A 23486-nucleotide genomic window follows, 5' to 3' on the forward strand; every position below is an offset into this window, starting at 1 on the left:
AAAAATCCGGTTTCTCCTTTTCTGAGAAACCGGATTCGTAATGAACGGACAGTTCTATTCCGATCAATAATTATTCTTCTTCACCTCGAAATAAGCTTGCGGATGCAGACATGCGGGACATACTTCGGGAGCTTCCGTACCTACATAAATGTAGCCGCAGTTACGGCACTGCCATACCGTTTCTTCCGCTTTCTTGAATACGGTGCCTTCTTCCACATTCTTCAATAAAGCCAAGTATCTCTCTTCATGACCTTTTTCAGCTTCAGCGATTCTGCGGTACATCGTAGCGATAGCAGGGAAACCTTCCTGATCGGCTACATCGGCGAAATGAGGATAATCAGTAGTCCATTCTTCATTTTCACCGGCAGCGGCAGCTTTCAGATTTTCCATAGTGGTGCCAATGATACCGGCAGGATAGCTGGCAGTAATTTCTACCATACCACCTTCCAACCATTTGAACATACGTTTGGCATGTTCCTTTTCCTGATCGGCTGTTTCTGTAAAAATAGCAGCTATTTGTTCATAACCTTCCTTCTTTGCTGTACTTGCAAAGTAAGTATAACGCATTCTAGCCTGTGATTCACCTGCAAATGAAGTCAGCAGATTTTTCTCTGTCTGTGTACCTTTTACGCTCTTAGCCATAATTGTTAGTTTTATTAGTTAGTATTATTTTGATCATCTGTTGATGATGCAAAGATATATATTTTATTTCAAAATTGTATTCGTTACAATTATATTTTTATATTTAATTAAACGTTCTCTTTATATAAAAGAAACAAGAACACCTACATTTGTGTTCATAACAACATTCACATTTTCCATTATGAAAATCATCATCAAACTATTCGCGCATTACAAAAGGAGACACCGTCAGTATCACAAATGATTCCACCGCCCAACGCACCATTACTATTAACAAAACACTCTATAAACAGCAAAAATAAGAATTTAAATACAACAATACCTTAATTTATACATTTATTTTATCTACTTTTGCAACTCGTTTAAAATCATAGCATAAAGTTGTTAATAAATGAAAGCATTTGAATTCAAACCGAAGCTCTTCACTACCTTACAGAATTATTCGAAAGAGAGCTTTATGGCCGACCTCATGGCCGGTATTATCGTAGGTATAGTCGCACTTCCACTAGCTATCGCATTCGGTATCGCTTCGGGAGTTTCTCCGGAAAAAGGTATCATCACCGCCATCGTGGCAGGATTTATCATCTCTTTATTAGGAGGTAGCAAGGTACAGATAGGCGGACCTACCGGAGCATTTATCGTGATTATTTATGGTATCATCCAGGAATACGGCATCAGCGGACTGACAGTGGCCACCCTGATGGCGGGTGTACTCCTTATTCTATTAGGAGTGTTTAAACTGGGAGCTGTCATCAAGTTCATTCCTTATCCCATCATTGTCGGCTTTACCAGTGGTATCGCCGTCACCATCTTTACGACACAGATTGCCGATATTTTCGGTCTGGACTTCGGAGGAGAAAAAGTGCCGGGAGACTTCATCGGCAAATGGATGATTTATTTCCGTCACTTTGATACGGTGAACTGGTGGAACGCCATTGTCAGCATAGTCAGTGTCCTGATCATCGCGCTGACTCCCCGATTCTCGAAAAAGATTCCCGGATCGCTCATTGCCATCATTGTAGTGACTATTGCCGTATACTTGATGAAGACATACGGCGGAATCACTTGTATCGACACCATCGGCGACCGTTTTACCATCCAGGCGCAACTGCCGGATGCAACAGTACCCGAGTTAAACTGGGAAGCTATCAAGAACCTGTTTCCGGTGGCTATCACTATTGCCGTATTGGGAGCGATAGAATCATTACTGTCTGCTGCCGTAGCCGATGGTGTGATTGGCGACCGACACGATTCCAATACCGAACTGATAGCACAGGGTGCGGCCAATATCCTGGCGCCCATCTTCGGAGGTATTCCCGCTACCGGAGCCATCGCACGTACCATGACTAATATCAACAATGGGGGAAAGACGCCTGTTGCGGGTATCATCCATGCCATTGTCCTATTACTGATTCTTTTGTTCCTGATGCCTCTGGCACAATACATCCCGATGGCCTGTCTGGCAGGTGTACTGGTCATTGTATCTTATAATATGAGCGGCTGGCGTACCTTCAAGGCACTGCTGAAGAATCCGAAATCGGATGTCACCGTGCTGCTGATCACTTTCTTCCTGACCGTTATCTTTGATTTGACGATAGCCATTGAGGTGGGTCTGGTCATTGCCTGCGTATTGTTTATGAAACGCGTTATGGAAACCACGGAAATATCGGTTATCAAGAATGAAATCGACCCCAATAATGAGTCCGACCTGGAAGTGCATGAAGAACATCTTACGGTTCCCGAAGGTGTGGAAGTCTATGAAATCAACGGACCTTACTTCTTTGGTATCGCCACCAAGTTTGAGGAAATCATGTCCGAACTGGGCGACCGCCCCAAAGTGCGGATCGTACGTATGCGTAAAGTGCCGTTCATTGACTCTACAGGTATCCACAACCTAACCAATCTCTGTGAAATGTCGAAGAAGGAGAATATCCGGATCGTGCTTTCGGGAGTGAATGAAAAGGTGCATCAAATCCTTGAAAAAGCAGGGTTTAATGAATTGCTGGGAAAAGAAAATATCTGTCCTAATATCAATGTGGCTTTGGAGAAAGCAAAGGCTATTATAGAAAAATAGAGCAGGGCACTTCTGTTCCGATATAGCATCTTCCCCCAAGTGTACGGCTGTTTTGAAGCGTAGGCTTGGGGGAAGTTTGTATCTGTACGGGAGTTATTCTATGACATACCAGGTATATCCTCTTGCCGGAATTCTGACGGTAAGGTTCACCGTATAGTCCCTGTTCAAGGTATAAGTTGCCGGCTTGCCTTCCTGTTCGCGGATGCGGGCTGTCTTTGCCAGTCCGGTATAGTAAAGCGGAAGTTGGATGTCACGTGTCATTTCCTTGTCGGTAGGGTTATAGAACATGGCCAGCCCTTTTTCTTTTCCGGCAGGAGCGACGTGCATGATACCATCCCAGTCGCGGGCATCCGGTTTGCGTAAGTGGATGATGTCACTGTTCAATATGTTCCGGTATTTCTTATACCAGCTGATGATTTCCACTACTGCTTTTTTTGTTTCGGGAGTATCATACAGACGCGGGCCGCGGTAGCAGGCTTGTACTCCTGCACCATAATTTTGGAACATCAGTGTTTTGTATTCGTATAAATGTTCACTCAGCGGTTCCAGTGTGGCCGCTGCTCCACCTCCCTGGTATTCCACCAATGGAACAAAGCTCCACAATGAGGAAGGAATACGTTCGAATGTACAGTCATAGTTCAGTTGCCGGGTATGGATAAGCTGGCGGTCGCGCGGCAATGACCAGTTGACTTCACGGTAGCCGATTCCTACTTTGGTAGAGCCGTTCAGGAAATAAAAGTCGGGGACATTGAGGTAGATTCCGTTTTCGCACATCCAATGATAAAGTTCCGTTACCTTATAGAATTGGTTCCATTGTGAGTCTTTCAGTCCTTTATGGTGGGGATGGACGGTTGAGGCACAGAAATCTCCCGGATAAGAGCCGTCATGTTCAAAGCAGCGCATTCCGGTCTTCTCGAAGAATGTCTTTATTTTATGGAAGTATTCATAACCCCAGTCACTGCACAGACAGGGAGAGCTGCCGAATGTCATGCCGCCACGTTTCCCGGTTTTCGGATTGATGACATCCACTTCGTCACTGATCCAGCGGCTGGCAAGCAGGGAGTAACATCCCATTTCGATGCCTTTGTTGCGGGCATAGTCCACGAATGCTTTGTATTTGGCGATGTTGGCATCCGAGATGTCCTCGGCATTCAGACCCGAACCGAAACTCAGGATAATCATCTCATAACCGGTTTCGGCACATTGGTCGATGGCACGGTACACTGTTTCCGGATTGATTGAGGTGAGATGCATGAAGATGGGATTTTCCGTAGTCCAAGGTGCAATGGTGCGGTACATTTTGCGGGTAAACAGTCCTTTACGTTCACGGTCGTAGCTGTCGAACGGCATTTCGTACACACTGAAAGAACGGAAAGTGCCTTGGGACGGTACGGCTTGATCGGGCCCCATTTTTGGGGAAACTTCCAGTATGCAAGGGGTTTGCATCAAATAGTTCCGTTGCGAGGTATAATCAGGATCGGTTACCCATTTTTCGGTAATGTCTGTTTCTTTTTCCGTGAAACTTCCGGCACAAGCATAATCGCTTTCTATATGGATGTTGGGCAAGAGGAACTTGGACGGGTCACCTCCTCCGGGAGATTCAGGTTCGGCAAAAGCAAGGTATTCCAATTGGAATGTGTCGATGTTGACAGGCAGACCGGATTGGTTTATCACTTCGAACCGTTTGCGGATGACGGGAATTTTATCGTATACCGATACATGGAGTTTCACAATGACATCTTTCAGTTCCTTGTCACCCCGCAAAGTAAAGGTGATTTCACTGCCCGTTGCAGCTTCCTTATTGAGTGCCCAACGGCTGCGTGCCCATTTTATATCTTCCTTGATAGGACTTATTTCAAAGTCCTCTACCAAAAAAGATTCGGGAATGGTAGTCATGTTTTCTATCCATTTGTCCTCAATGTAAGCCCGTTCCGGCTGTCCGGCCAATCCCCCGATCAAGTGCTTCTTGCCATCAATTTGTATGCTTCCTTCACTGCTGACAGCACGGAGCATACTTTCTCCAGTCATGCGGTTGATGATATTGGTTGTGGCCAGGTTCGGGAAAATCCGGAAGGTGCGGGATACCATCGGGTTGGCCACAATAATGCTTTTACCGTCTGCCGAAGCATAGATGCCTGCTTTGGCTTTTTCGGGTGTAATCAACCAATCAAAGTCGGTTTTCGTAGAAACGGGGACGGATAAGACAGGAAGTTTGCTGATTTTATCCGCCAGCTTGCAGGAAATGGCGGCCGCCATTTCCGGGCCTTTTCCTGCGTATCCCACATGGATGGTTTCGGGCTGAGCCGATTTATATTCAATGGTTGGGGTAATCCACAGTGCATTGTCACCACTGGCACCGTCATCGGTAGGTTCTACCGATAATTCCAGTATACGGATGCCTTTCAAGTCTATATCTATGGATAGAGGCGATTCATTGCTGCGCAAGATGCCGCTGTTGTATAGTTCTTTGCCGTCTCCTTTCACGATAAAGCAAACAGAACCTTTGTCTATTTTGCCACTGGTGCCGGCCAGTCCCAGGAATTGCTTGCCATTGCCTTCCTTGCGGAAATAAAGTTTTGTTCCGTTTACTAATGGAAGGACGGCCAGGCTCTTGTCCGAAATATCGACTTTACTGTCTGCAACGCCTATCTGGGAGCGCAAACGCGTAGCATCCCCATGAAGGTCTATTTTCAGTATACTTTTAGCATGGGTACCTATCACTTCATTGTACGTCTTTCCATTAATGGTTGCTTGTTCTCCGGTGACGGATTTTCCGTCCTGTACTTTTCCATACTCTTGCCATATATGAGATAAGTCTAGTTCTGATAGTTTTATCGTATGTTGGGCTTGCCCGCTTAAGCAGATGAAAAGGGCAGTGGTCAGTAATAAATTCTTTTTATTCATATAAATATATCTAAAGGTGTTTTTGTCCACTCTATTTCTGTTTATAGCAATAAACCTTTATTCATCTTCGTGCTTTTCCTTTCTTCAGACGGTTTCTGATTTAATTGTTTTTGCTATGGATGGTCAATTCGGAAGAGTACTTCAACTGTTTTCTTTTCATGTTTTTTAGTTGGATATTTTTATTTAGAATATCTCCTTTATAGATTATATTTTGAATTTTAACGTTATTGCAACCATTAAAATAGAATAAGTTCTTATTGCTTGTTGAAGGCTTTAATTGCGTTGTCCGTTCAATTGTATTATTAATAAAAGAAAGCCCTTCCGTACTTTTTGCATATAATACCGGATAATCAAAAATCTTAAAGGTATTATTTTCAATGCGAATATTTTTGTGTACCGGATTATTTGCATTAATGACTGAATTAGACGGATTGATTCCGATAACAGCGTTTCCGGGACCTCCGTTATAAGCACAGTCTATAAAGGTATTTGACCTGATTTGTACATCACAAACAGGACCGGACTCAAACCATCCTTCGGCATCACCCTCTATTAATATGGCGCTCATACCGGTTTTATAATAGATATTGTTCTCAATAACCACTTTCCTTGGTGTTGTAACTAATGTACCTCGTGTGCTGGTACGAGTAAAATAGTTGTTTCGAATTACTACACTAGGTGTACAAGTTAAATTCTCTACACAATCATGATTCAATTCCAGCCATTCAGGTGTCTTTTGGTCAAATTCGACCTGCCAGATGTAATTGGATATCGGCTTAACAGACCGGACGCAAGCAGTAGAGCCACGTTGCATGGTGGCAGATTTTATAAAAGCGACAGTATCACCGGGGAAATATGCTTGAAAGCCATAGCTTTGCCCGTGTGAAAATCGTAGATTTAATGTATTTGAATTGATTTTTTCTACTACCTTCAAATTGGTTCCATGTATGTTGATTCCATCATCTTGTGCACCGGAAAAATAACAGCCGTCAATTAATATTTTTCCTTTACATCCTGAAAAGTGCATCATATCAGCCGAAGCAGCCAACAATCTTCCCGATTCCGATCTGGGCATACATTTTACCTGATTCATCGTGATATTTTCAGAATATTGGCTGATAATTCCTAAGCCGTGCATATAATGCATTTGCATCCCATTTAAAGTCACATTTTTACTTTGATGAATAAACATTCCCACTTGATCGCGAACAACATCACGAATAGTCAATGTATTACCTTTCTTAGGGTGAAAATCAGCAGGAATAGTAAATCGAATTAAATTCGGAGATATTTCTTGTACCGGCGAATTGGATAAGATATCCCAGTCTTGGCTATAATAAAAGCTCTCTGTTTCCTGATTATATTCGATGCAATGATTTTTATTGGAACGCCATCCTTCACCGTAAAGATTTATCTTTCCATCGACAATTTCATAGTTGGTATCACGGTGTACGGCCACATCAACATAATTCTTGTTCACTGCTATGTATCGTAATTCAGAACCGGCTGGTCGTTCAAAATCGACATGCAGTTCTTCCAATTTGATATCCTGACAATGATCTAGTGCAATGGTGGTCATTTTTCCATGAAACATTAATAAAGCACCATTACCTTCCACTTTCAAGTTCTGTATATTCTCGAATAGTAGCCCCACCGTTTTAATCTTTGAAGGGCATTCACTTTCTGTAGATGTGTTTGAAATATAATATTCTTTTCGCATGGCGCTTTCCGGCCATATATCGTACCTTCCTTTTTCGAAAGACAACACTTTTGCACCTTTCTGTTTACATGCTTCAATAGCAGCTTGAATTTGAGTAACACTATTTTCATACGAATAGGGTTTCACTCCGAAATCTGTTATGAAGATGGTATCTGAGGATTGAGCTTTAGAGATTTGAACTAATAAAATAGCTAAAATATAGAGTAGTGTTTTTTTGTTCATATTTAATTTTAATCAGTGTCGGGTTTGTAATTACGAGCGTAAAGATAATAGTTTTTTTGTTGGGCATTATAAGAATGCCCAACAAAAAAAGAAGAGATTGTATTATTTTAAAAAAAAGGATTATTGTAAATTCACTTCGAATCTATATTCTTGCTTTATTTGAATATCAGATAGGGTAGAGACTACACATTCAGCTGGATTTACATTCTTTTCGAAATAGATAGGTGCATCTGCCGATTTTAATCCATCGATACGAATGATTAATGGATTGGTATCAGTTGTTTCTTTTAAACGGTTCAGACTGAGAATCCAATCTGTTCCGTCATAAAAAGATTTTGCAGGTGAGCCATTAAAACAGATTATAGATGTAAAGACAGGCATAGTAAAGAGAAAGTATTCTTTGCTTGATTCTTTGAGAATCCGCTTTATTACTGCAAGACAGAAAAGAGGTGTAAACTCTATCAAATCGTCAACTGTAGGGGCAGGATTTGCCTGCCCGAACCAATGGTCACGACCTTGGGAGTAATACACAAAGCAAACTATTTTCGGGCGAGTAAACCTCGCCCGAAAAATAGGAAAATAGCAGCATTGTCAACATTTAGACACAACTTCGAAAGAAGTCAATCTATCATGTCCGTATCTTTTCCGGGACACCACAATCGTATTATGAATCGATATATTGTTTGATTTGTTCCATAGGTATTCCTAATTGTTCGGATATCTCATTAATTGATGCTCCATTGTTACAGAGCATCTTAACCATGGAGCGAATCATCTGCTCTTTCTGCTCAATCATCTGCTCTTTCTGCTCAATCATCTGCTCTTTCTGCTCAATCACCTGTTCTTTTTCCTCTATCACCTTATTCTTGAGCATTATTGTCGTATCCCTGTCCTCTATTTCCGAAAGAATCTCGTCCTCTATCTCCATGGCACGGCGAACAGCGGGTGCGGCAGCGGCCTTCAGCAGGCGGTGCACCACATACTTCACTTCCTCGTCCATGTGCTCATCGTTTATTTCCAGATAATGCTCGCTGTCGGGCTGCCGGTATTCCTGGTCGAACACGCTCAGCAGACGTTCCAGGCGGTTGCGGGTACGTCCGGTGAGGAACGGGATCTGTACGATGATGCTGTCATGCGTCAGACTCTCGATGAAAGGGTCAGGAGCAGGGAGCGGATGGTCATCATAGTCCAGATAGCTGCGGCGCACATAAACCACCGGCTCGGTGAGGTCGCCCAGGGGATGCCCCAGGATGTAGATGGAGATGATGGGCAGCCCGTACGTACGTCTTTGTCCGTGCTCGTTCTTCTCTTCGACCATGTTCTCCTTGTTGAGGTACTGCGTACCCAGATACTGACGGAAACGCAAGGTCTCCGTAATCAGCCAGGTCTTTTGCAGTTCGATAAGGACAAGGTGTTCCGAACCGTCGCTCTCGCGAATCTTTGCAGAGAAGTCGATGCGGAAGAGCGAGATGCGTGTCTGCTCCATGGATGTATACTCGTGGCGGCGCATCTCCAGGTCTATGATCTCCTTTTTCAGCAGTGCGGAGAGCAGTATCTTGGCGACTTTCTTGTCTTCCATCAGGAATTTGAAAACGGCATCGTAAATAGGGTTGGCTATGATGGTCATAATGCTTATGGTTTGATGATGAAGCAAATGTACCTCTTTTTTTTGAATAGCAAGCGGATAAAAAGGTTAAATTCTTCTATCGGAAAGGAATTACGGAATTGATCCGAAAACTCTGTGGGCATGTTTATACTCTTCTTTTTTAAGGCTGTTCCGGATTAATATAAAGTAGGGCGTTTTTATCGCAAAAAAGAAGCATAAAGATTTTATGCTTCTACGGAGTATAACGGCTCACAAAGTTTCAGTAGCGGTAAAAAGAGGCTTTCCAGAGCTGGCAGAGAATGAAGAATAGCGTATTTCTCTCTACTTTCAAACTTTTAATCCGGTTTTGACTCTGCCTTCAGCTCTATATTGTGCAGTATGGCATAATCTATACATTCTTTGAGACTCCACTTTTTATTTTGTGCTTGCATATTTGCTATACATGCGATGGCTACAACAGCTACAACTATTAACTTTTTCATACTGTTCATGCTTTAACCTATTTCATCAAACTGTTCCTTCCACAAACGATGATACATTCCATCTGAATGGAACAATTCTTCATGAGTACCCGCCTCAACTACTTGTCCCTTATCGATCACCACAATTTTATCTGCATTCTTCACTGTACTCAACCGATGGGCAATCACGATAATCGTCTTCCCCTTCCGTGCCAATACATCAAGCATCTGCTTTACATAGTGTTCGGAAATAGAATCAAGCGAAGATGTCGCTTCATCAAAAATAAGTATCTCCGGTTCTTTATACAAGGCACGTGCTATGGCAAGCCGCTGCCGCTCGCCACCCGACAAGGATGCACCATGTTCACCGATATAAGTCCGGTACTCCTTAGGCAAATTATCTATAAAATCCTTTAAACCAAGCTGTTCCGTCAAATCTACAATTTTCTTCATGTCCGGATGCAAGTCGCCTACCGCTATATTCTCTGCAATGCTTCCGGCAAACAATTCAATCTGTTGAGGTACTGTTCCCACCCGGCGACGAAGGCTGCGGTTGTCTATTTGCGCAATATCATAATCGCCTATGCGAATGCGGCCCTCCTGTATAGGATAAATATGCTGTAACAACGAAATCAAAGTCGTCTTGCCCGACCCGCTTTCTCCCACTATGGCAGTGGTCTTCCCCTTTTCTATCTTCAAGCTCAATTCCTTGAACACATCCTTGCGCGAACCATAGCGGAAGGAAACATTCTCGAACGTAATATCGCCCACCATATCCGGTTCCAATATTATCTTTTGACTATTATCCTGTTCTCGTTCCAAATCCATAATCTGGAATAAGCGGTCGGCAGCAATCAGTGCATCCTGGATAGTCTGATTGGAAGAAATCAGCGAACCGATAGGAGATATTACATAACCCACCAAGGAATAAAACACCATCAGAGTGCCGGGTGTCAACTCCTGATCGACTACCAAAACACTTCCTAACCAAAGAATAGCAATCGTAATGCCTGTAGATACAAACTGAATGCCGCCTTGTGCCATAATGGAACCATAGATGCTGCGATACGTATTCTTTAATAAATGTACGAAACGAGTTTCCGTCTTCAAATTAGCATATTCTTCTATACCGAAACGCTTGATCGTAGAAATGGAATGAAGAGATTCCACCAACTGCGATTCCAATTCGGCACTGCTTTCCATGATACCGCGCTGATATTTCCGGTTCAATTTGTTGAAGCCCCAGAAAATAAGCAGGAATAAGGGAGCAGACACTAAAGTAATCAATGCCAGTTTCCAGGAATAAACAAACATAAGGCACACAGAGAAGACAAGAATCATGATGTTAACCACCAGATCCAACGAAACATTATTGATAAAATTACGGATTTTCACTGCATCATTGACGCGTGAAATAATCTCACCTACGCGCATCGTATCAAAGAACTGCTGGGGCAGAGTCAACAAATGTTTATAGTAGCCCAGAATCAATGCAGCATCAATCCGCTGCCCTGTTTTCAGTGCCAGAATACTTTTCATCGCTCCTATGAAAGTCCGCAATAGCAGGATGACCAGCATAATCACTCCCATCAGGTTGAGCAAGTTCACATTCTTATCTACCAGCACATAGTCTGTTATTTTACCTACATAAATGGAAGTGGACAATCCCAATATACTATAAATAAGCGCGCCAAACACAGCTTGCAGCATCACGCTTTTATGAGGAGCCAACAGGGAGAAGAATTTCTTCGTCATACTGGTCTTCATATTTCCGGTTTTGAAGCTCTCCTCAGGTTCCATCAATATCAGTATACCGGTCCATATTTTCTCAAATTCCTGATTGGTGACGCGATGCATCCGCCCGTCACCCGGATCCATATATTCTATGTATTCTTTCTTTTTCTCCACCTTATATATCACTACAAAATGCTGAAGTTGCTCGTGTACTATGACATGGGCAATAACAGGTTTTGGAACAATATATAATGCCTCAAACTTAGCCCGTACTCCTTTTGCTGACAAGCCCAACTTATTAGCAGCCTCTATCAATCCCAAAATATTCGTTCCTTTCTGGTCGGTAAATGCATACTGGCGGATACGTGCAATGGGAAATTGCAAACCATAATAGGCACATACGGAAGCCAAGCAGGCCGCACCGCAATCCGTAATATCAAACTGTTTTATTTTAACTCCTTTTTTCATCTTGTATTCGTGTTTAAAATTTAGCCATCATTGTTTTATTCTCATATTGTTTGGGATTCGCCCAATCGTCTATCTTCTGATAAAGTAAATCAAAAAGTGACCGCCGGGTTATCATAAAATGGGCATTGACCGTCATTCCTTTTTTCAATACACCTTTCTGTCCGCTTTTCAGCATCAGATAATTCCGTTCCGTCCGGCATTTCACTTTATAGAATGAATTCCCTTGGCTGTCCGTCAGGAAGTCCGATGAAATTTCATTTACTTCGCCGGGCAGTGTCCCCCATTCATTATAATTAAACGATTCCACCTGTACATGGACCGGCATCCCGATATTCATAAATCCTATATTCCGGGGCGTGACATATATCTCCATACACAGGGTAGAATCGGGACTGACCACTGCCAATGACTGCCCTGCCTGTATGCTGCTTCCCCTGTATATGCCCGAAAACTGGTCAATGGTTCCGCTCACCGGACTACGGACTATATAGAGTTCTTTATCTTTCAACTCCTGCTGCAAGGTGGTATTCATTTCACTACGAGAATTACGATAGGTATTCATATCTGCCTGCCATGTGCTTAATTGGCTTTGTATCAATGAGGCCAGTTCATTTTGCTGGCTCTGATACTGGAAATAAGATTTATCATATTCTTCTTCTGAGATTACTTTCTTATCAAAAAGGTTTTTATTTCGTTTATACTCTTTTTCCGCCTGCACCAAAGAGGTTTCGAGTTCCTTTTTCTTTTTAGTGAAATAGGTATATTCCTGTTGACGAACCGGAGAATGGAACGCAGCAGGGCATTCTCCTTTTGCCAGATAAGCCAAATCTGCCAAATGGGCTTCGTAGTCATTCAGACGATTGGTCTGATAATTGATTTTATAATCGGAGCTATTGGTACGGAAACGGAGAAGAATATCTCCTTTGTTTATTTGGTCGCCTTCGCGCACATAGACAGAATCTACCAGTTCTGTAATTGCTGATTTAATTTCTGTTTTTTCAGCCACCGGTCTCACTACTCCACTGCCTTGCACCGAAATATCTACATAGATAAAAGGCAATGCAATAATAGCGGCAGTAACGGCAGCCAATACTACCCAATAGATAATCTGGGACTTTGTGGTGTGTTGATAGATGTATGTTTCAATACTGTTCTCTATCCATTCGTTTGGTAATAACATAACATTTCTACTTTTACGGATTTATACAGCAAAAGTAGAAGGAAAGAAAAAGGGATTATGTTATCAGATTGTTATCTTTAGGTTAATGTCTATAAGTTTATACAGAAAAGATAATTATAAATGCTTGCACACTAGTTATCTCAAATACAAACTGTTTCGTTTTAAAATAAATTTTTATCATCCTTTTTTTATAGCTTGAAAGCATCATAATAAATAATTCAACCTTTTAATCCAGTCCCAACAATTATCTACTCCTTTCAAATAATCAGCGACAGAGGTGTTTATTAGTGTATCAGGCATTAAAGTTGTTTCTTCGTCCAACAATGAATCCGGTCTTCTGAAAAAGGAATGACTGACATAACCCTTTGTACCTGTAAAAGGTAGACTGATGGGGATAATATCACCATAACAGGTTGGTTTCTGAGAAGTGGGCATACCTATAATGGGAAAAAGGTGATTGTCTTTTACAGTAGTCAGCAAATAATTAGCACTACTGAATGTATTTTGTCCTTGAATGAAAACCACCTTTCCGATATATTTATGTTTTGACAAAGGAACTTCCGTATCCATCCTCCTGTCTTGATTTTGCTCTGCCAATGTCTTATCATTCATCTCTGCTGACTTATCCAACAGGAACGGATAAAATTCTTTTAAAAATGAAGAAGGCCGGATATATGTGCGATAACTTTCAATATCTGACAAATGGATATTCAATGCCTCCAACAACATATTTCCTAAAAGGCTGTTTCCTCCCCCGTTATACCGCATATCAACAACCAGCAAAGAAACTCCCTTTTGATTCATATCCTGAATCATGTGTTCCAAAAATTCCGTGAAGAACGGAAGACTATGGATTATATTCTCATCCGGTGTTTCACCGGATAACTGACAGCCCAATTGATAAGTATAACTATCAAACATTTCATTGAATTGAAAATAGCAGATGGAATCAATGATGCGATAATGATACGGCATCGGTTGTCTGGCGGTAACGGCATTCGGTTTAATAACTGTCATCTGATCAGGCTGATTATTTGTTCCGTTTTCCTTGTCTATATTTATTCTGTCTCCATCCGAAAAAACGATCTCAAGCACATCGCCATCTATCCCCAACCGCTTTATCAAACTAGGGTTATTCAGAAAATGACTCCCTGTAATACCGGCTTTTATCTTATTTTCAGCAGGCAACATCCCGGCCAATTTCTTATGAATATCAATTATATCCATTCCTCCCATGCTTGTAATGACTTTTCCTGTCACATTTTTGTAGCGAGAAGAAATGGAGTATAAATAGAAACTCCCGTTAAAATAGCGGACAGAAAATGGATATAGCGACAACGGCTCTATATTCACAAAAGTATGGGCATCCTGCAAAAAGACCAATAGTTCATTGATTCTCAGCTGGAAATCGGCTAAAGTGATGTTATTCATATCACAAAGTTCATCGCAAGCGGACAGGACGAACTGACGACATTGGGCTTTCAATGACTTGTCAAGAATAAAAGCCGGATGTACCTTGGTCAGAAAGATGAAAAAATTCATCAGTTCATTCTGATAAACATTATATCTTTTGTCATTATAATATATAGGGATAGAAGTATATTCCATTATCATTCAAATCTATTCAATTACAAGTATGTGAAACAACGTATCTTCAGTCTTTGTATATGACAAAGATACATTAACTCTTTGTCAGCTGCTTCTTATTTTTTTAGTTCATATCATCGTATCATGGGAAGTATATCCTTGGCCGACTGAACCAATTCAGGAGGATAACCGCACAATTCCAATATTTTGATAGCATTTCCTTCTTTGGCTATCCCCTTCTTCAGTTTATAATCAAACAAGAGTCTATCATCTGTTACTTTCTCACTGAAATGATACAATTCATACTGATCATTAAGCAATGTCGTTAATTCTAAATCATGTGTAGAAGCAAAAATCAAGTTATTCGCTTTAGCCAAATCTGAAAATACGGCAGAATTAATGGCTATCCTTTCCATCGTATTAGTTCCTTTAAACAACTCGTCAAAAATCAACAAATAATTTCCCTCTTTTCCTTTTTCAAGAGCAACCTTCACATTCTCTGCTTCTTTAAAAAAATAGCTTTTTCCTTCCACTAAATCATCTTCGGTATGGATAACCGAATAAAGACGCCTGTGAATATCAATACAAAATTCCTTTGCAAAACAAGTATTCAAAGCCTTTGCTGTCAACAAATTAATGGCAACAGTACGAATAAAACTGGTTTTCCCTGACATATTAGAACCTGTTATGAGCATGGACTTATAAGATAAAGAAACATCATTCGAAACACAGTCCTTTATCAACGGATGATAAATGCTATCTGCTTTTAATCGTTCTCCTTCCTTATCACTGGAAGGCTTACAATAATAGGGAAGTTTTTCACGTAAGAACGATATAGAACAAAGCATATCCAAGAAACCGACATAACAGAAAGCTTGTTCTATTTCTCCTTTTCTCTTTTGAATGGACTGGAATGATGTTACAATATTGATAGTCGAATATAACGTGAAAATGTTTATCAGTTCAGTCAAAAGATAAACAATCATGGCCGATTCACTCTCTAAAGCTATTCCATAACGAAATGAACCTAATTTCCTGCAAAGTTCTTTTAAGTGACGGGTAGTGCTTTCCATTTTATCATTTATAGACAAAAAAGAAGGAATGGTAGTTAGATAATTGACTGTTTTCAGTAGTTTATATAGCTGGGGCATAGAGAAAAAATAACATGAAAGAATATTCTTTTGCTTAAAATGTAAATATCCATTAAATATATAAGATACTAATAAGAGTATAAAAGGAATAGGTGAAGAAGAAAACCGGAACATCAAGATAAGGAAAAAGGCAGGCAGCCATCTACATACCTGAATTACCAATAAATAACCGCGGGAATAAGTATGTTCTTTTTCCGCCAAAATATCTACTATGGAATAAGCATCCGGTTTATTCAGTTTTTGAAGAGCATTCACTAATTGATTTCGAAGCGGATGATCTGTTTGCAGTTTCTCTATAAATTGTTCATGTTTGGCAACATCAGAAACTTTATCCATGCACAAAATATGATAAAGATATTGCCTCCCTATACAAGAAGAGGTATAATCTACTTGTTCACATAGATCATCCATATTCAAGTCTTCACGCACGGTCTCTGGTAGTACTTCTTCTGTATTACATAAGTTCAGATATAAATGGTATGCTTTTATTCCTTTTTCCATATGGTCGCAATTGAGATATTCCATAGATTACAATTAGAAACCACAAATAAAAATCTGTTCTAACTAAAAGAGTTAACTAAAAAAAGAAAAATCGTTTTCTATGATTTTAGTTCTTATTAGAAAATAACTTTTATCACACTAATATATTATATAATTGAATACCAATTGATACAACTACATAAATAATTAGGATAAAATTAATTCGTTTCAATTTTTTGTTTTCTTTTTGTAAATCTGTTTGTTCCATATCTCTTTTGTTTGTTTCAATGCGACAAAGATAAACTAACTTTTTCAAACTCTTTGTTATCGGATTGTTATCTTTAGGTTAATGCCTATAAGTTTAAAGATTCAGTGTTGACATGTTTTCAACACTGAATCTTTATTTAGAATGCAGTATAGATAATTATAAATGCTTGCACACTAGTTATCTCAAATACAAACTGTTTCGTTTTAAAATAAAACATTAGTTTCACAATTGCAACACCAAATTACTCTATTATAAGAAAAAGAGTGCATACATTCCATCATTGCACAGGCCAAAAAAAAGAAGTTATATTACTCCAATTTTGTTTTGCCGTACTTGAGTCCATATAATACTCCACCTAGAATTTCTTTCAATTCAGATGATGTCAATTTTGATGTCATTATATCATTTCCCATTTTTTCTTCGTATTATAAAATTAACTGCGACTATTAGTAAAGTAAGTTTACTCACTATATTTATAGAGTTAAATATACTTTCTTCTATATTCAAATTAGAATTTTGAAGGAGTAATACAAACAATACAAATACTACCAAAAATCCAAAAAGAAAAATAGTTTTTATCATTTTAACTATTCCACTATTGTCTCTACAGAATTTCTCTATTATTGATTTGTACCTCATCATTTATATTTTTTTATTCATTTCATAAATATACTGAGTAGTTTTAATAGATTTTCTCATAAACTATTTTGATTACTATTTTTTTACAAATTCAATATCATATAAAAAATATAGTAATATTGCAATTTCTAAACTATAGTCAAAATTATGTTTACATAAAAGCTACCAGCAGATAATATCTGACAACAATCCATATTTCTCACGGAGTTGTTCCATCTGTTCCGCAGTAGGAGGCGCATATCCTTCCGATAACTGTACATGTTCCTCACCACTGAGTGACTTCACCATGCAATAACCATTCCTTTTTCATACTTCATTTTGTGTGTTGTTGTTATATACTAAGAAAATAATTCTCTAAAACGGCTGGGTACTACAAATACACTAGTCAGACTAGTGCTGCCACTGTAAATGTAGCATCCACCATAAATATTCATACATTCTGCCAACGTCAGCGTTTCCATTTTATTAAATTCTTATCGTGTTTTATGTTTGTGTTACTTCCCTTATTCCAAGATCCGGACAATCTCTGATTCTTCGTTTGAACAAGCGGACAGTCGATCATGTTATTTACTTCTCTACCTTGTTCGTTTATACTCGTTTTTTCCATATCTCTCTTTTTGTTTGTTGTGATGTAACAAAGGTAAATTGCTTTTTTTTAATTATTTGTTATTGAATTGTTATCTTTATGTTAATTGTTCTTCCAATTAAAATTATATTTCTTCTTTATTTATCCACCTATAATTTTTCTTCTCTCCTCCATAAATGGAAATTTGTTCTTTACTACTTAACTCTAATACTAGTTTATACATAACAATATTACATTTTAAATTACAATAGTTCGTTAAGTTTTGAATTAACAGATAAAAAGTAAGTCAAGTCCTACCGATTCATTATATTAAGGGTTACGAGATCCTGAAAAAATGAATCTGAACGAACTTGACCAATATTTAGAGTAATAATAGTGTGCTGATGAAATCGGCGGTAAAGATAAACAAATGGCGTGAAAAGTTTATGCTTGAAGTACTACTTTTATATTTGATTATCCCGGGTCGGATTAATTTCCTTCAACTGGGTCGTTATGGTCACTTTGGTGAACAACGCTATCGTCAGCAGTTTGGTCGCAGGTTCGACTGGTTATCCTTTAATGCCAGCTTAGCGGCATCTCGGACAGGTAATCGTGTTGCGATTGCTTTCGATCCGAGCTATATCATCAAATCGGGCAAACGCACTCCGTACATGGGTCGTTTTTGGTCGGGTTGCGCCAAGATGGCTAAACGTGGTTTGGAAATCTCCGGCATCGGTCTCATTGATATGGACCTTCATACCTGCTTCCATTTGGAAACTGTTCAAACACCACCGACAAAAACACTGGAGCAAGTTAAATACACATTAATAGACTGGTATTTACATGTGCTACGTACACGCAAAGAAATACTCCAGCGATTGACAAACTATGTGATTGCGGATGCCTACTTCTCCAAATCCACATTTGTGGAGGGCGCGCTTGAAATGGGATTTCATGTAATCAGCCGATTTAGAGATGATGCCTATTTCCGGTATCTCACCACAGAACAGCCTACAGGTAAAAGGGAGAGACCCCAATTATATGATGGCAAAATCGAGATAGAACACCTGGAAGAGGACAGATTTGAAATAATCAATTTGGAGAATGGGAAAGGGCGTATTCTTTCAGCAGTAGCGCATTCACGTTCATTGAGCAGAGATATACTGTTGTGTATTTGGGAAAGTGAAGATAAGAAAGTACGGAAACTATATTTCTCAACTGATATGCAAATGAAGGCGAAAGATGTTTTGGATTTTTATAGGACACGCTTCCCATAAATTTTTTAGAGACAGTAAACAATTCACAGGACTGACAAATTGCCAAAGCCGGGATATTGATAAACTTCATTTTCATTTCAACGCTTCACTGACCACCGTAAATCTGGCTAAAGTCAAAGCACTGGAGAAAGGAACAGTCTCATTAATGGCTTCGGTGAAAGTGCTATGCCACAATATTTTCCTCATGCAACAATTTATTTCTGTGTTAGGTATTGAACCGAATCCCGATATAAATCGAAAGCTATGGGAAGAAGGTATTAAATTTGCGGCAATCGCTGCATAAGTGTTAAAGAAATGTTTAACGAACTATTGTTTCATTATTCAATAACTAATACTGAATAATTATTCTATTTATTACATAAGACAATAAAGCGCCGACAAAAGTAGCAATTATATCTTTATAATCACATAATCCTCCTTCCACTATCAATCCCAATAATTCATATATTATCAATCCACATGAAGAATATAAAAGCAACTTAATCGGCTTATACATTTCATTAGGAGAAAAAAGAGAAACAAGAATAAAAAAAACAACACATTCACCAAACAGATTAGTGTATATATCGGCAAGATAAAAATCAAATAAATGATTTGTATATATCCAAGGACGATAATATGTCCGGAATAACAACATTATTATAATAAAGAGACAACCTACTATCAAGTGAAGCAATCTATGTTTTTTTCTCATTTATTCAGTTTTTGAAGAGCATTCACTAATTGATTTCGAAGCGGATGATCTGTTTGCAGTTTCTCTATAAACTGTTCATGTTTGGCAACATCAGAAACTTTATCCATGCACAAAATATGATAAAGATATTGCCTCCCTATACAAGAAGAGGTATAATCTACTTGTTCACATAGATCATCCATATTTAAGTCTTCACGCACGGTCTCTGGTAGTACTTCTTCTATATTATATAAGTTCAGATATAAATGGTATGCTTTTATTCCTTTTTCCATATTGTCGCAATTGAGATATTCCATGGCTTACAATTAGAAACCACAAATAAAAATCTGTTCTAACTAAAAGAGTTAACTAAAAAAAGAAAAAATCGTTTTCTATGATTTTAGTTAACTCTTATTAGAAAATAACTTTTATCACACTAATATATTATATAATTGAATACCAATTGATACAACTACATAAATAATTAAGATAAAATTAATTCGCTTCAATTTTTTGTTTTCTTTTTGTAAATCTGTTTGTTCCATATATATTTTTTTTATCCATAAGTTGTTGGACTGTTTTGTGCAATTTGGCCAAAATATTCTAGAAAATTACAGATATTCCCTCCTATAGAACCTATACTATCTCCTAAACTTTTCATGGCTTTATCTCCACCACAAAAACATTTATATTCTTGTTCAGATAATTCTTCATAAATATATTTCATAATATAATATTTTAATTACTAATTTCGTGTTCTGTCCCATCCATCATTAACTCCTTCACAAAAATCATCCCAATTATTGTATACATAAATTGCAGCACCAGCCACAGCGAGAGTTAAGGCAACCCACCCTCCATTCACATTTTGCATTTCACCTACATTCATTTCCTGCATCAAAGCGTTTTCATTTAAATGTTTCATAATCGTAATTTTTTAATTAGTTAATAAATTGTGTTTGTATAAAAGTCTACCAGCAGATAATATCTGCTAATGGTCCATATTTCTCACGGAGTTGTTCCATCTGTTCCGCAGTAGGAGGCACATATCCTCCCGATACCTGTACATGTTCCTCACCACTGAGTGGCTTCACCATGCAATAATCATTCTTTTTCATACTTCATTTTGTGTGTTGTTGTTATATACTAAGAAAATAATTCTCTAAAACGGCTGGGTACTACAAATACACTAGTCAGACTAGTACTGCTACTGTAAATGTAGCATCCGCCATAAATATTCATACATTCTGCCAACGTCAGCGTTTCCATTTTATTAAATTCTTATCGTGTTTTGTGTTTGTGTTACTTCCCTTATTCCAAGATCCGGACAATCTCTGATTCTTCGTTTAAACAAGCGGACAGTAAAAAGTGGTATACCGATCATGTTATTTATTTCTCTACCTTATTCGTTTATACTCGTTTTTTCCATATCTCTTTTGTTTGTTTTGATGTGACAAAAATAAACCGACTTTTTCAAACTCTTTGTTATCGGATTGTTATCTTTATGTTAATTGTTTGTCCATTGAGTTTCCGGTTTTGGATTTTTATCTTCTCTTGGTTTCCAATCATAGGTTCTTTTTATTTCTCCTCCATAAATAGAAGTTTGTTCTTCATTACCCAATAGTGTTACTATTTTCTCCATAATATTACATTTTAAATTATATATAAGTGTTTTATTTTGATATTGCAAAAATAACAGGAGATATTTTAATAATATGTTATCTGAATGTTATCCACTATTAAAAATAAGTTATTATATTTGCCACCATGATAAAAACAAAATATATAAAGATAATCACTATCATTAGTTTGATTTCCATATTTACAATGCAATTAATGTGGTTGTGCAATACTTATATACTTATTAAAGACAATATATACGAAGAAACCAATCAAATTTTATATAAGTCAATAGAAGAAGAAGCTATTATAAGACTTAATAAAACGCCAAAGGGAACAAGCATAAAAGGAGAATCAGCAACCGACAGTATTCCCGAAATCACTTACTTGGAAGAAGGACTCTATAACCTAGGTTATTATATCTCTATAGAAGACGTGGATTCCATCGCTTCCACTCTCCTCTTAGAACACAAAATAAGCAGTGACTTCACATTGAATCTTATAAATCCCAAAAACAAGGAGGTGCTTCAACAAAGCAAAAAAGAAAGTTTCCTGTCGTGGAGTGCCATCCATTCCAAAGAAATTCCTATCCGCACAGACCGGTCACAAGCTGTACAAATGATATTGATGAATCCGCATTGGAGCATATTTGCACGCATGGGAATCTTATTGCTGACTACAGCAGTTATGGTGGTATTCGCTTTCATCGGATTGTTTTACCAAATAAAAATCATCATCACAGAAAGGAAAATAGCCCAGCTAAAAGAAGATTTCTCCTACGCCATGATTCATGATATGAAAACGCCCATCAGCTCTGCCATCATGTGCGCCAGCAGGCTGCATAGCGGAAAACTGGATGATAAACCGGAGATAAAGAACCATTATTTCACCATTGTAGAAAGTGAACTGGAACATTTGTCGGCTCTTTCCAACAAAGTACTGACACTGGCCAAACTGGAGCAGCACAAACTGGAGATGAATAAAAAAGATATTTCATTATCTCCCATGATAGAAGACTTGATTGAGAAATTTACTATAAAAACAGAAAAAACAATTCATTTTACTACACACTTAAAAACAGAAAAAGTATATGCCGATGAAGAGTTTCTGAAGGAAGCAATCAGTAATTTGATAGACAATGCCATAAAATATTCTAAAGAATCGGTAAAGATAAACATCAGTTCATCGAGCGATGCCAAACATGACATTATCAACATACACGACAATGGTATTGGAATTCCGCAAAAAGACCAAAAGAAGATTCTCGAGAAGTTCGAGCGTGCATCGGCCATCAAACGAACCCGGAAGGGAGGCCCCTCAGGATTCGGACTAGGACTTAACTATGTTTATCAAGTAATGGAAGCCCACGAGGGAAGAATATATATCAACAGTATAGAAGGAGAATTCAGTGAATTCAGCCTGTTAATACCTAAAATAATAGAAAACTATGATTAAATTATTATTAGTAGAGGATGATTCCACTTTCAGCTATATCATAAAAAATGAATTACAGGAAATTATTGGTGGCTATGAAGTGATAACCGCTGGTAACGGAGCGGAAGGATTGAAGGCTTGGGAAGAATATCATCCGGATATTATTATCTCGGATATTGACATGCCTGTAATGAACGGTTATCAAATGGTGGAACGCATCCGTGAAATGGACGGAGATATCCCTATCTTGTTTACTTCCACATTGACTTCTCCCAAAGATGTGAAAGAAGGATATAAACTAGGTGTTAATAATTATGTGAAAAAGCCCTTCGTGCCCGATGAACTCGATGCACATATACACGCCATTCTGAAAATGAAAGCAGGAATCAAATCACGAAATGAAAATGAGCATTATAAACTGGGACGTTTCACACTAGATGCCAAACATGCCGCACTGCACAATGAAGACACCGGAGAAAAAAAAGTATTGACTGTACGTGAAGCAAAGATACTTCAGTTGTTTTGTGAAAATATAAATGAAACAGTGGAAAGAAAAGCCATTCTAAGCCGTTTCTGGGATACGGAAGATGATTATTTTGCTTCACGCAGCCTGGATGTTTTTATCACGAAATTGCGGAAACTGTTGAAAGACGATCCGCTTATTGAATTAAAGAATATCCGGAGTATAGGTTATGTCCTGATAGTGACCTGAAAAAGTAAGATATGTTCATGGGCAAAGTAAGTTAACTTCGTTGGCAAAGTAAGTTAACTTACTTTTTTC

General features: G+C 38.6%; 19 protein-coding genes and 1 pseudogene. 4 read left to right on the forward strand and 16 right to left on the reverse strand.

The features are described from left to right. Window positions 1-63: 63 nt before the first annotated feature. The gene (gene rbr / locus ACYQ0C_RS21370; protein WP_005844074.1) at window positions 64-642 is read right to left on the reverse strand and encodes a rubrerythrin; all 579 of its coding nucleotides are present in this window, start codon (window positions 640-642) and stop codon (window positions 64-66) included. Between the two features lie 391 nt (window positions 643-1033). Here rbr and ACYQ0C_RS21375 point away from each other — a divergent pair, with 391 nt between their 5' ends. Then, complete coding sequence (locus tag ACYQ0C_RS21375) at window positions 1034-2716, forward strand: SulP family inorganic anion transporter (protein WP_016274853.1); 1683 nt, start codon at window positions 1034-1036, stop codon at window positions 2714-2716. 93 nt (window positions 2717-2809) lie between these two features. Here ACYQ0C_RS21375 and ACYQ0C_RS21380 read toward each other — a convergent pair whose 3' ends face one another. The 10 genes and pseudogenes from ACYQ0C_RS21380 to ACYQ0C_RS21425 form a co-directional block, all read right to left on the reverse strand. Further along, window positions 2810-5620, reverse strand: a complete 2811-nt coding sequence (locus tag ACYQ0C_RS21380; protein ID WP_025077157.1) for an NPCBM/NEW2 domain-containing protein — start codon at window positions 5618-5620, stop codon at window positions 2810-2812. Window positions 5621-5720: 100 nt separating this feature from the next. Then, the gene (locus tag ACYQ0C_RS21385; protein ID WP_016274855.1) at window positions 5721-7562 is read right to left on the reverse strand and encodes a right-handed parallel beta-helix repeat-containing protein; all 1842 of its coding nucleotides are present in this window, start codon (window positions 7560-7562) and stop codon (window positions 5721-5723) included. Between the two features lie 120 nt (window positions 7563-7682). Then, complete coding sequence (locus ACYQ0C_RS21390; RefSeq protein WP_025019823.1) at window positions 7683-8093, reverse strand: hypothetical protein; 411 nt, start codon at window positions 8091-8093, stop codon at window positions 7683-7685. A gap of 133 nt (window positions 8094-8226) precedes the next feature. Then, window positions 8227-9189 carry a hypothetical protein gene (locus ACYQ0C_RS21395; RefSeq protein ID WP_175271066.1) on the reverse strand — a complete coding sequence of 321 codons (963 nt, stop codon included), beginning with the start codon at window positions 9187-9189 and terminating at the stop codon, window positions 8227-8229. A gap of 286 nt (window positions 9190-9475) precedes the next feature. Continuing rightward, window positions 9476-9650: pseudogene (locus ACYQ0C_RS21400) on the reverse strand (TolC family protein); the annotation flags it as partial. Window positions 9651-9662: 12 nt separating this feature from the next. Continuing rightward, window positions 9663-11831, reverse strand: a complete 2169-nt coding sequence (locus ACYQ0C_RS21405) for a peptidase domain-containing ABC transporter (protein WP_016274861.1) — start codon at window positions 11829-11831, stop codon at window positions 9663-9665. A gap of 13 nt (window positions 11832-11844) precedes the next feature. Continuing rightward, the gene (locus tag ACYQ0C_RS21410; protein WP_016274862.1) at window positions 11845-13011 is read right to left on the reverse strand and encodes an HlyD family secretion protein; all 1167 of its coding nucleotides are present in this window, start codon (window positions 13009-13011) and stop codon (window positions 11845-11847) included. A gap of 204 nt (window positions 13012-13215) precedes the next feature. Further along, complete coding sequence (locus tag ACYQ0C_RS21415) at window positions 13216-14625, reverse strand: S41 family peptidase (protein WP_016274863.1); 1410 nt, start codon at window positions 14623-14625, stop codon at window positions 13216-13218. 107 nt (window positions 14626-14732) lie between these two features. Continuing rightward, on the reverse strand, window positions 14733-16250 hold the full coding sequence (locus tag ACYQ0C_RS21420) for a MutS-related protein (RefSeq protein ID WP_025017671.1): 1518 nt from the start codon (window positions 16248-16250) through the stop codon (window positions 14733-14735). Between the two features lie 1048 nt (window positions 16251-17298). Continuing rightward, window positions 17299-17424, reverse strand: coding sequence for a hypothetical protein (locus tag ACYQ0C_RS21425; RefSeq protein ID WP_016274869.1), 126 nt, complete (start codon window positions 17422-17424; stop codon window positions 17299-17301). A 681-nt stretch (window positions 17425-18105) separates the two neighbouring features. Between ACYQ0C_RS21425 and ACYQ0C_RS21430 the strand changes: the two genes are divergently transcribed. Further along, window positions 18106-18978 carry a hypothetical protein gene (locus ACYQ0C_RS21430; protein WP_016274873.1) on the forward strand — a complete coding sequence of 291 codons (873 nt, stop codon included), beginning with the start codon at window positions 18106-18108 and terminating at the stop codon, window positions 18976-18978. A 690-nt stretch (window positions 18979-19668) separates the two neighbouring features. Here ACYQ0C_RS21430 and ACYQ0C_RS21435 read toward each other — a convergent pair. From ACYQ0C_RS21435 to ACYQ0C_RS21455, 5 genes are all read right to left on the reverse strand, one after another. Continuing rightward, on the reverse strand, window positions 19669-19944 hold the full coding sequence (locus ACYQ0C_RS21435; protein WP_128812077.1) for a hypothetical protein: 276 nt from the start codon (window positions 19942-19944) through the stop codon (window positions 19669-19671). 263 nt (window positions 19945-20207) lie between these two features. Continuing rightward, window positions 20208-20378, reverse strand: coding sequence for a hypothetical protein (locus ACYQ0C_RS21440; RefSeq protein ID WP_016274877.1), 171 nt, complete (start codon window positions 20376-20378; stop codon window positions 20208-20210). Between the two features lie 18 nt (window positions 20379-20396). Next, on the reverse strand, window positions 20397-20576 hold the full coding sequence (locus tag ACYQ0C_RS21445; RefSeq protein WP_016274878.1) for a hypothetical protein: 180 nt from the start codon (window positions 20574-20576) through the stop codon (window positions 20397-20399). A gap of 46 nt (window positions 20577-20622) precedes the next feature. Continuing rightward, window positions 20623-20769, reverse strand: a complete 147-nt coding sequence (locus ACYQ0C_RS21450; protein WP_016274879.1) for a hypothetical protein — start codon at window positions 20767-20769, stop codon at window positions 20623-20625. A 389-nt stretch (window positions 20770-21158) separates the two neighbouring features. Then, window positions 21159-21293: a hypothetical protein gene (locus ACYQ0C_RS21455; protein WP_016274881.1), complete on the reverse strand. Its 135-nt coding sequence runs from the start codon at window positions 21291-21293 to the stop codon at window positions 21159-21161. A 125-nt stretch (window positions 21294-21418) separates the two neighbouring features. Between ACYQ0C_RS21455 and ACYQ0C_RS21460 the strand changes: the two genes are divergently transcribed. Then, window positions 21419-22726, forward strand: coding sequence for a sensor histidine kinase (locus tag ACYQ0C_RS21460; protein WP_016274882.1), 1308 nt, complete (start codon window positions 21419-21421; stop codon window positions 22724-22726). Continuing rightward, entirely contained in the window at window positions 22719-23417 is a 699-nt protein-coding gene (locus ACYQ0C_RS21465; protein ID WP_016274883.1) for a response regulator transcription factor, read from the forward strand. The genes ACYQ0C_RS21460 and ACYQ0C_RS21465 overlap by 8 nt, the downstream gene beginning before the upstream one ends. Window positions 23418-23486 lie beyond the last annotated feature (69 nt).

This window comes from Phocaeicola sartorii JCM 17136 = DSM 21941, from assembly GCF_054653615.1.

Bases quoted from the DNA above. Each gene is read 5' to 3' on its own strand.
- rbr (WP_005844074.1), bottom strand. From the start codon at position 642: ATGGCTAAGAGCGTAAAAGGTACACAGACAGAGAAAAATCTGCTGACT.
- ACYQ0C_RS21375 (WP_016274853.1), top strand. From the start codon at position 1,034: ATGAAAGCATTTGAATTCAAACCGAAGCTCTTCACTACCTTACAGAAT.
- ACYQ0C_RS21380 (WP_025077157.1), bottom strand. From the start codon at position 5,620: ATGAATAAAAAGAATTTATTACTGACCACTGCCCTTTTCATCTGCTTA.
- ACYQ0C_RS21385 (WP_016274855.1), bottom strand. From the start codon at position 7,562: ATGAACAAAAAAACACTACTCTATATTTTAGCTATTTTATTAGTTCAA.
- ACYQ0C_RS21395 (WP_175271066.1), bottom strand. From the start codon at position 9,189: ATGACCATCATAGCCAACCCTATTTACGATGCCGTTTTCAAATTCCTG.
- ACYQ0C_RS21405 (WP_016274861.1), bottom strand. From the start codon at position 11,831: ATGAAAAAAGGAGTTAAAATAAAACAGTTTGATATTACGGATTGCGGT.
- ACYQ0C_RS21410 (WP_016274862.1), bottom strand. From the start codon at position 13,011: ATGTTATTACCAAACGAATGGATAGAGAACAGTATTGAAACATACATC.
- ACYQ0C_RS21415 (WP_016274863.1), bottom strand. From the start codon at position 14,625: ATGATAATGGAATATACTTCTATCCCTATATATTATAATGACAAAAGA.
- ACYQ0C_RS21420 (WP_025017671.1), bottom strand. From the start codon at position 16,250: ATGGAAAAAGGAATAAAAGCATACCATTTATATCTGAACTTATGTAAT.
- ACYQ0C_RS21425 (WP_016274869.1), bottom strand. From the start codon at position 17,424: ATGGTGAAGTCACTCAGTGGTGAGGAACATGTACAGTTATCGGAAGGA.
- ACYQ0C_RS21430 (WP_016274873.1), top strand. From the start codon at position 18,106: ATGAAATCGGCGGTAAAGATAAACAAATGGCGTGAAAAGTTTATGCTT.
- ACYQ0C_RS21435 (WP_128812077.1), bottom strand. From the start codon at position 19,944: ATGGAAAAAGGAATAAAAGCATACCATTTATATCTGAACTTATATAAT.
- ACYQ0C_RS21440 (WP_016274877.1), bottom strand. From the start codon at position 20,378: ATGAAATATATTTATGAAGAATTATCTGAACAAGAATATAAATGTTTT.
- ACYQ0C_RS21445 (WP_016274878.1), bottom strand. From the start codon at position 20,576: ATGAAACATTTAAATGAAAACGCTTTGATGCAGGAAATGAATGTAGGT.
- ACYQ0C_RS21450 (WP_016274879.1), bottom strand. From the start codon at position 20,769: ATGAAAAAGAATGATTATTGCATGGTGAAGCCACTCAGTGGTGAGGAA.
- ACYQ0C_RS21455 (WP_016274881.1), bottom strand. From the start codon at position 21,293: ATGGAGAAAATAGTAACACTATTGGGTAATGAAGAACAAACTTCTATT.
- ACYQ0C_RS21460 (WP_016274882.1), top strand. From the start codon at position 21,419: ATGATAAAAACAAAATATATAAAGATAATCACTATCATTAGTTTGATT.
- ACYQ0C_RS21465 (WP_016274883.1), top strand. From the start codon at position 22,719: ATGATTAAATTATTATTAGTAGAGGATGATTCCACTTTCAGCTATATC.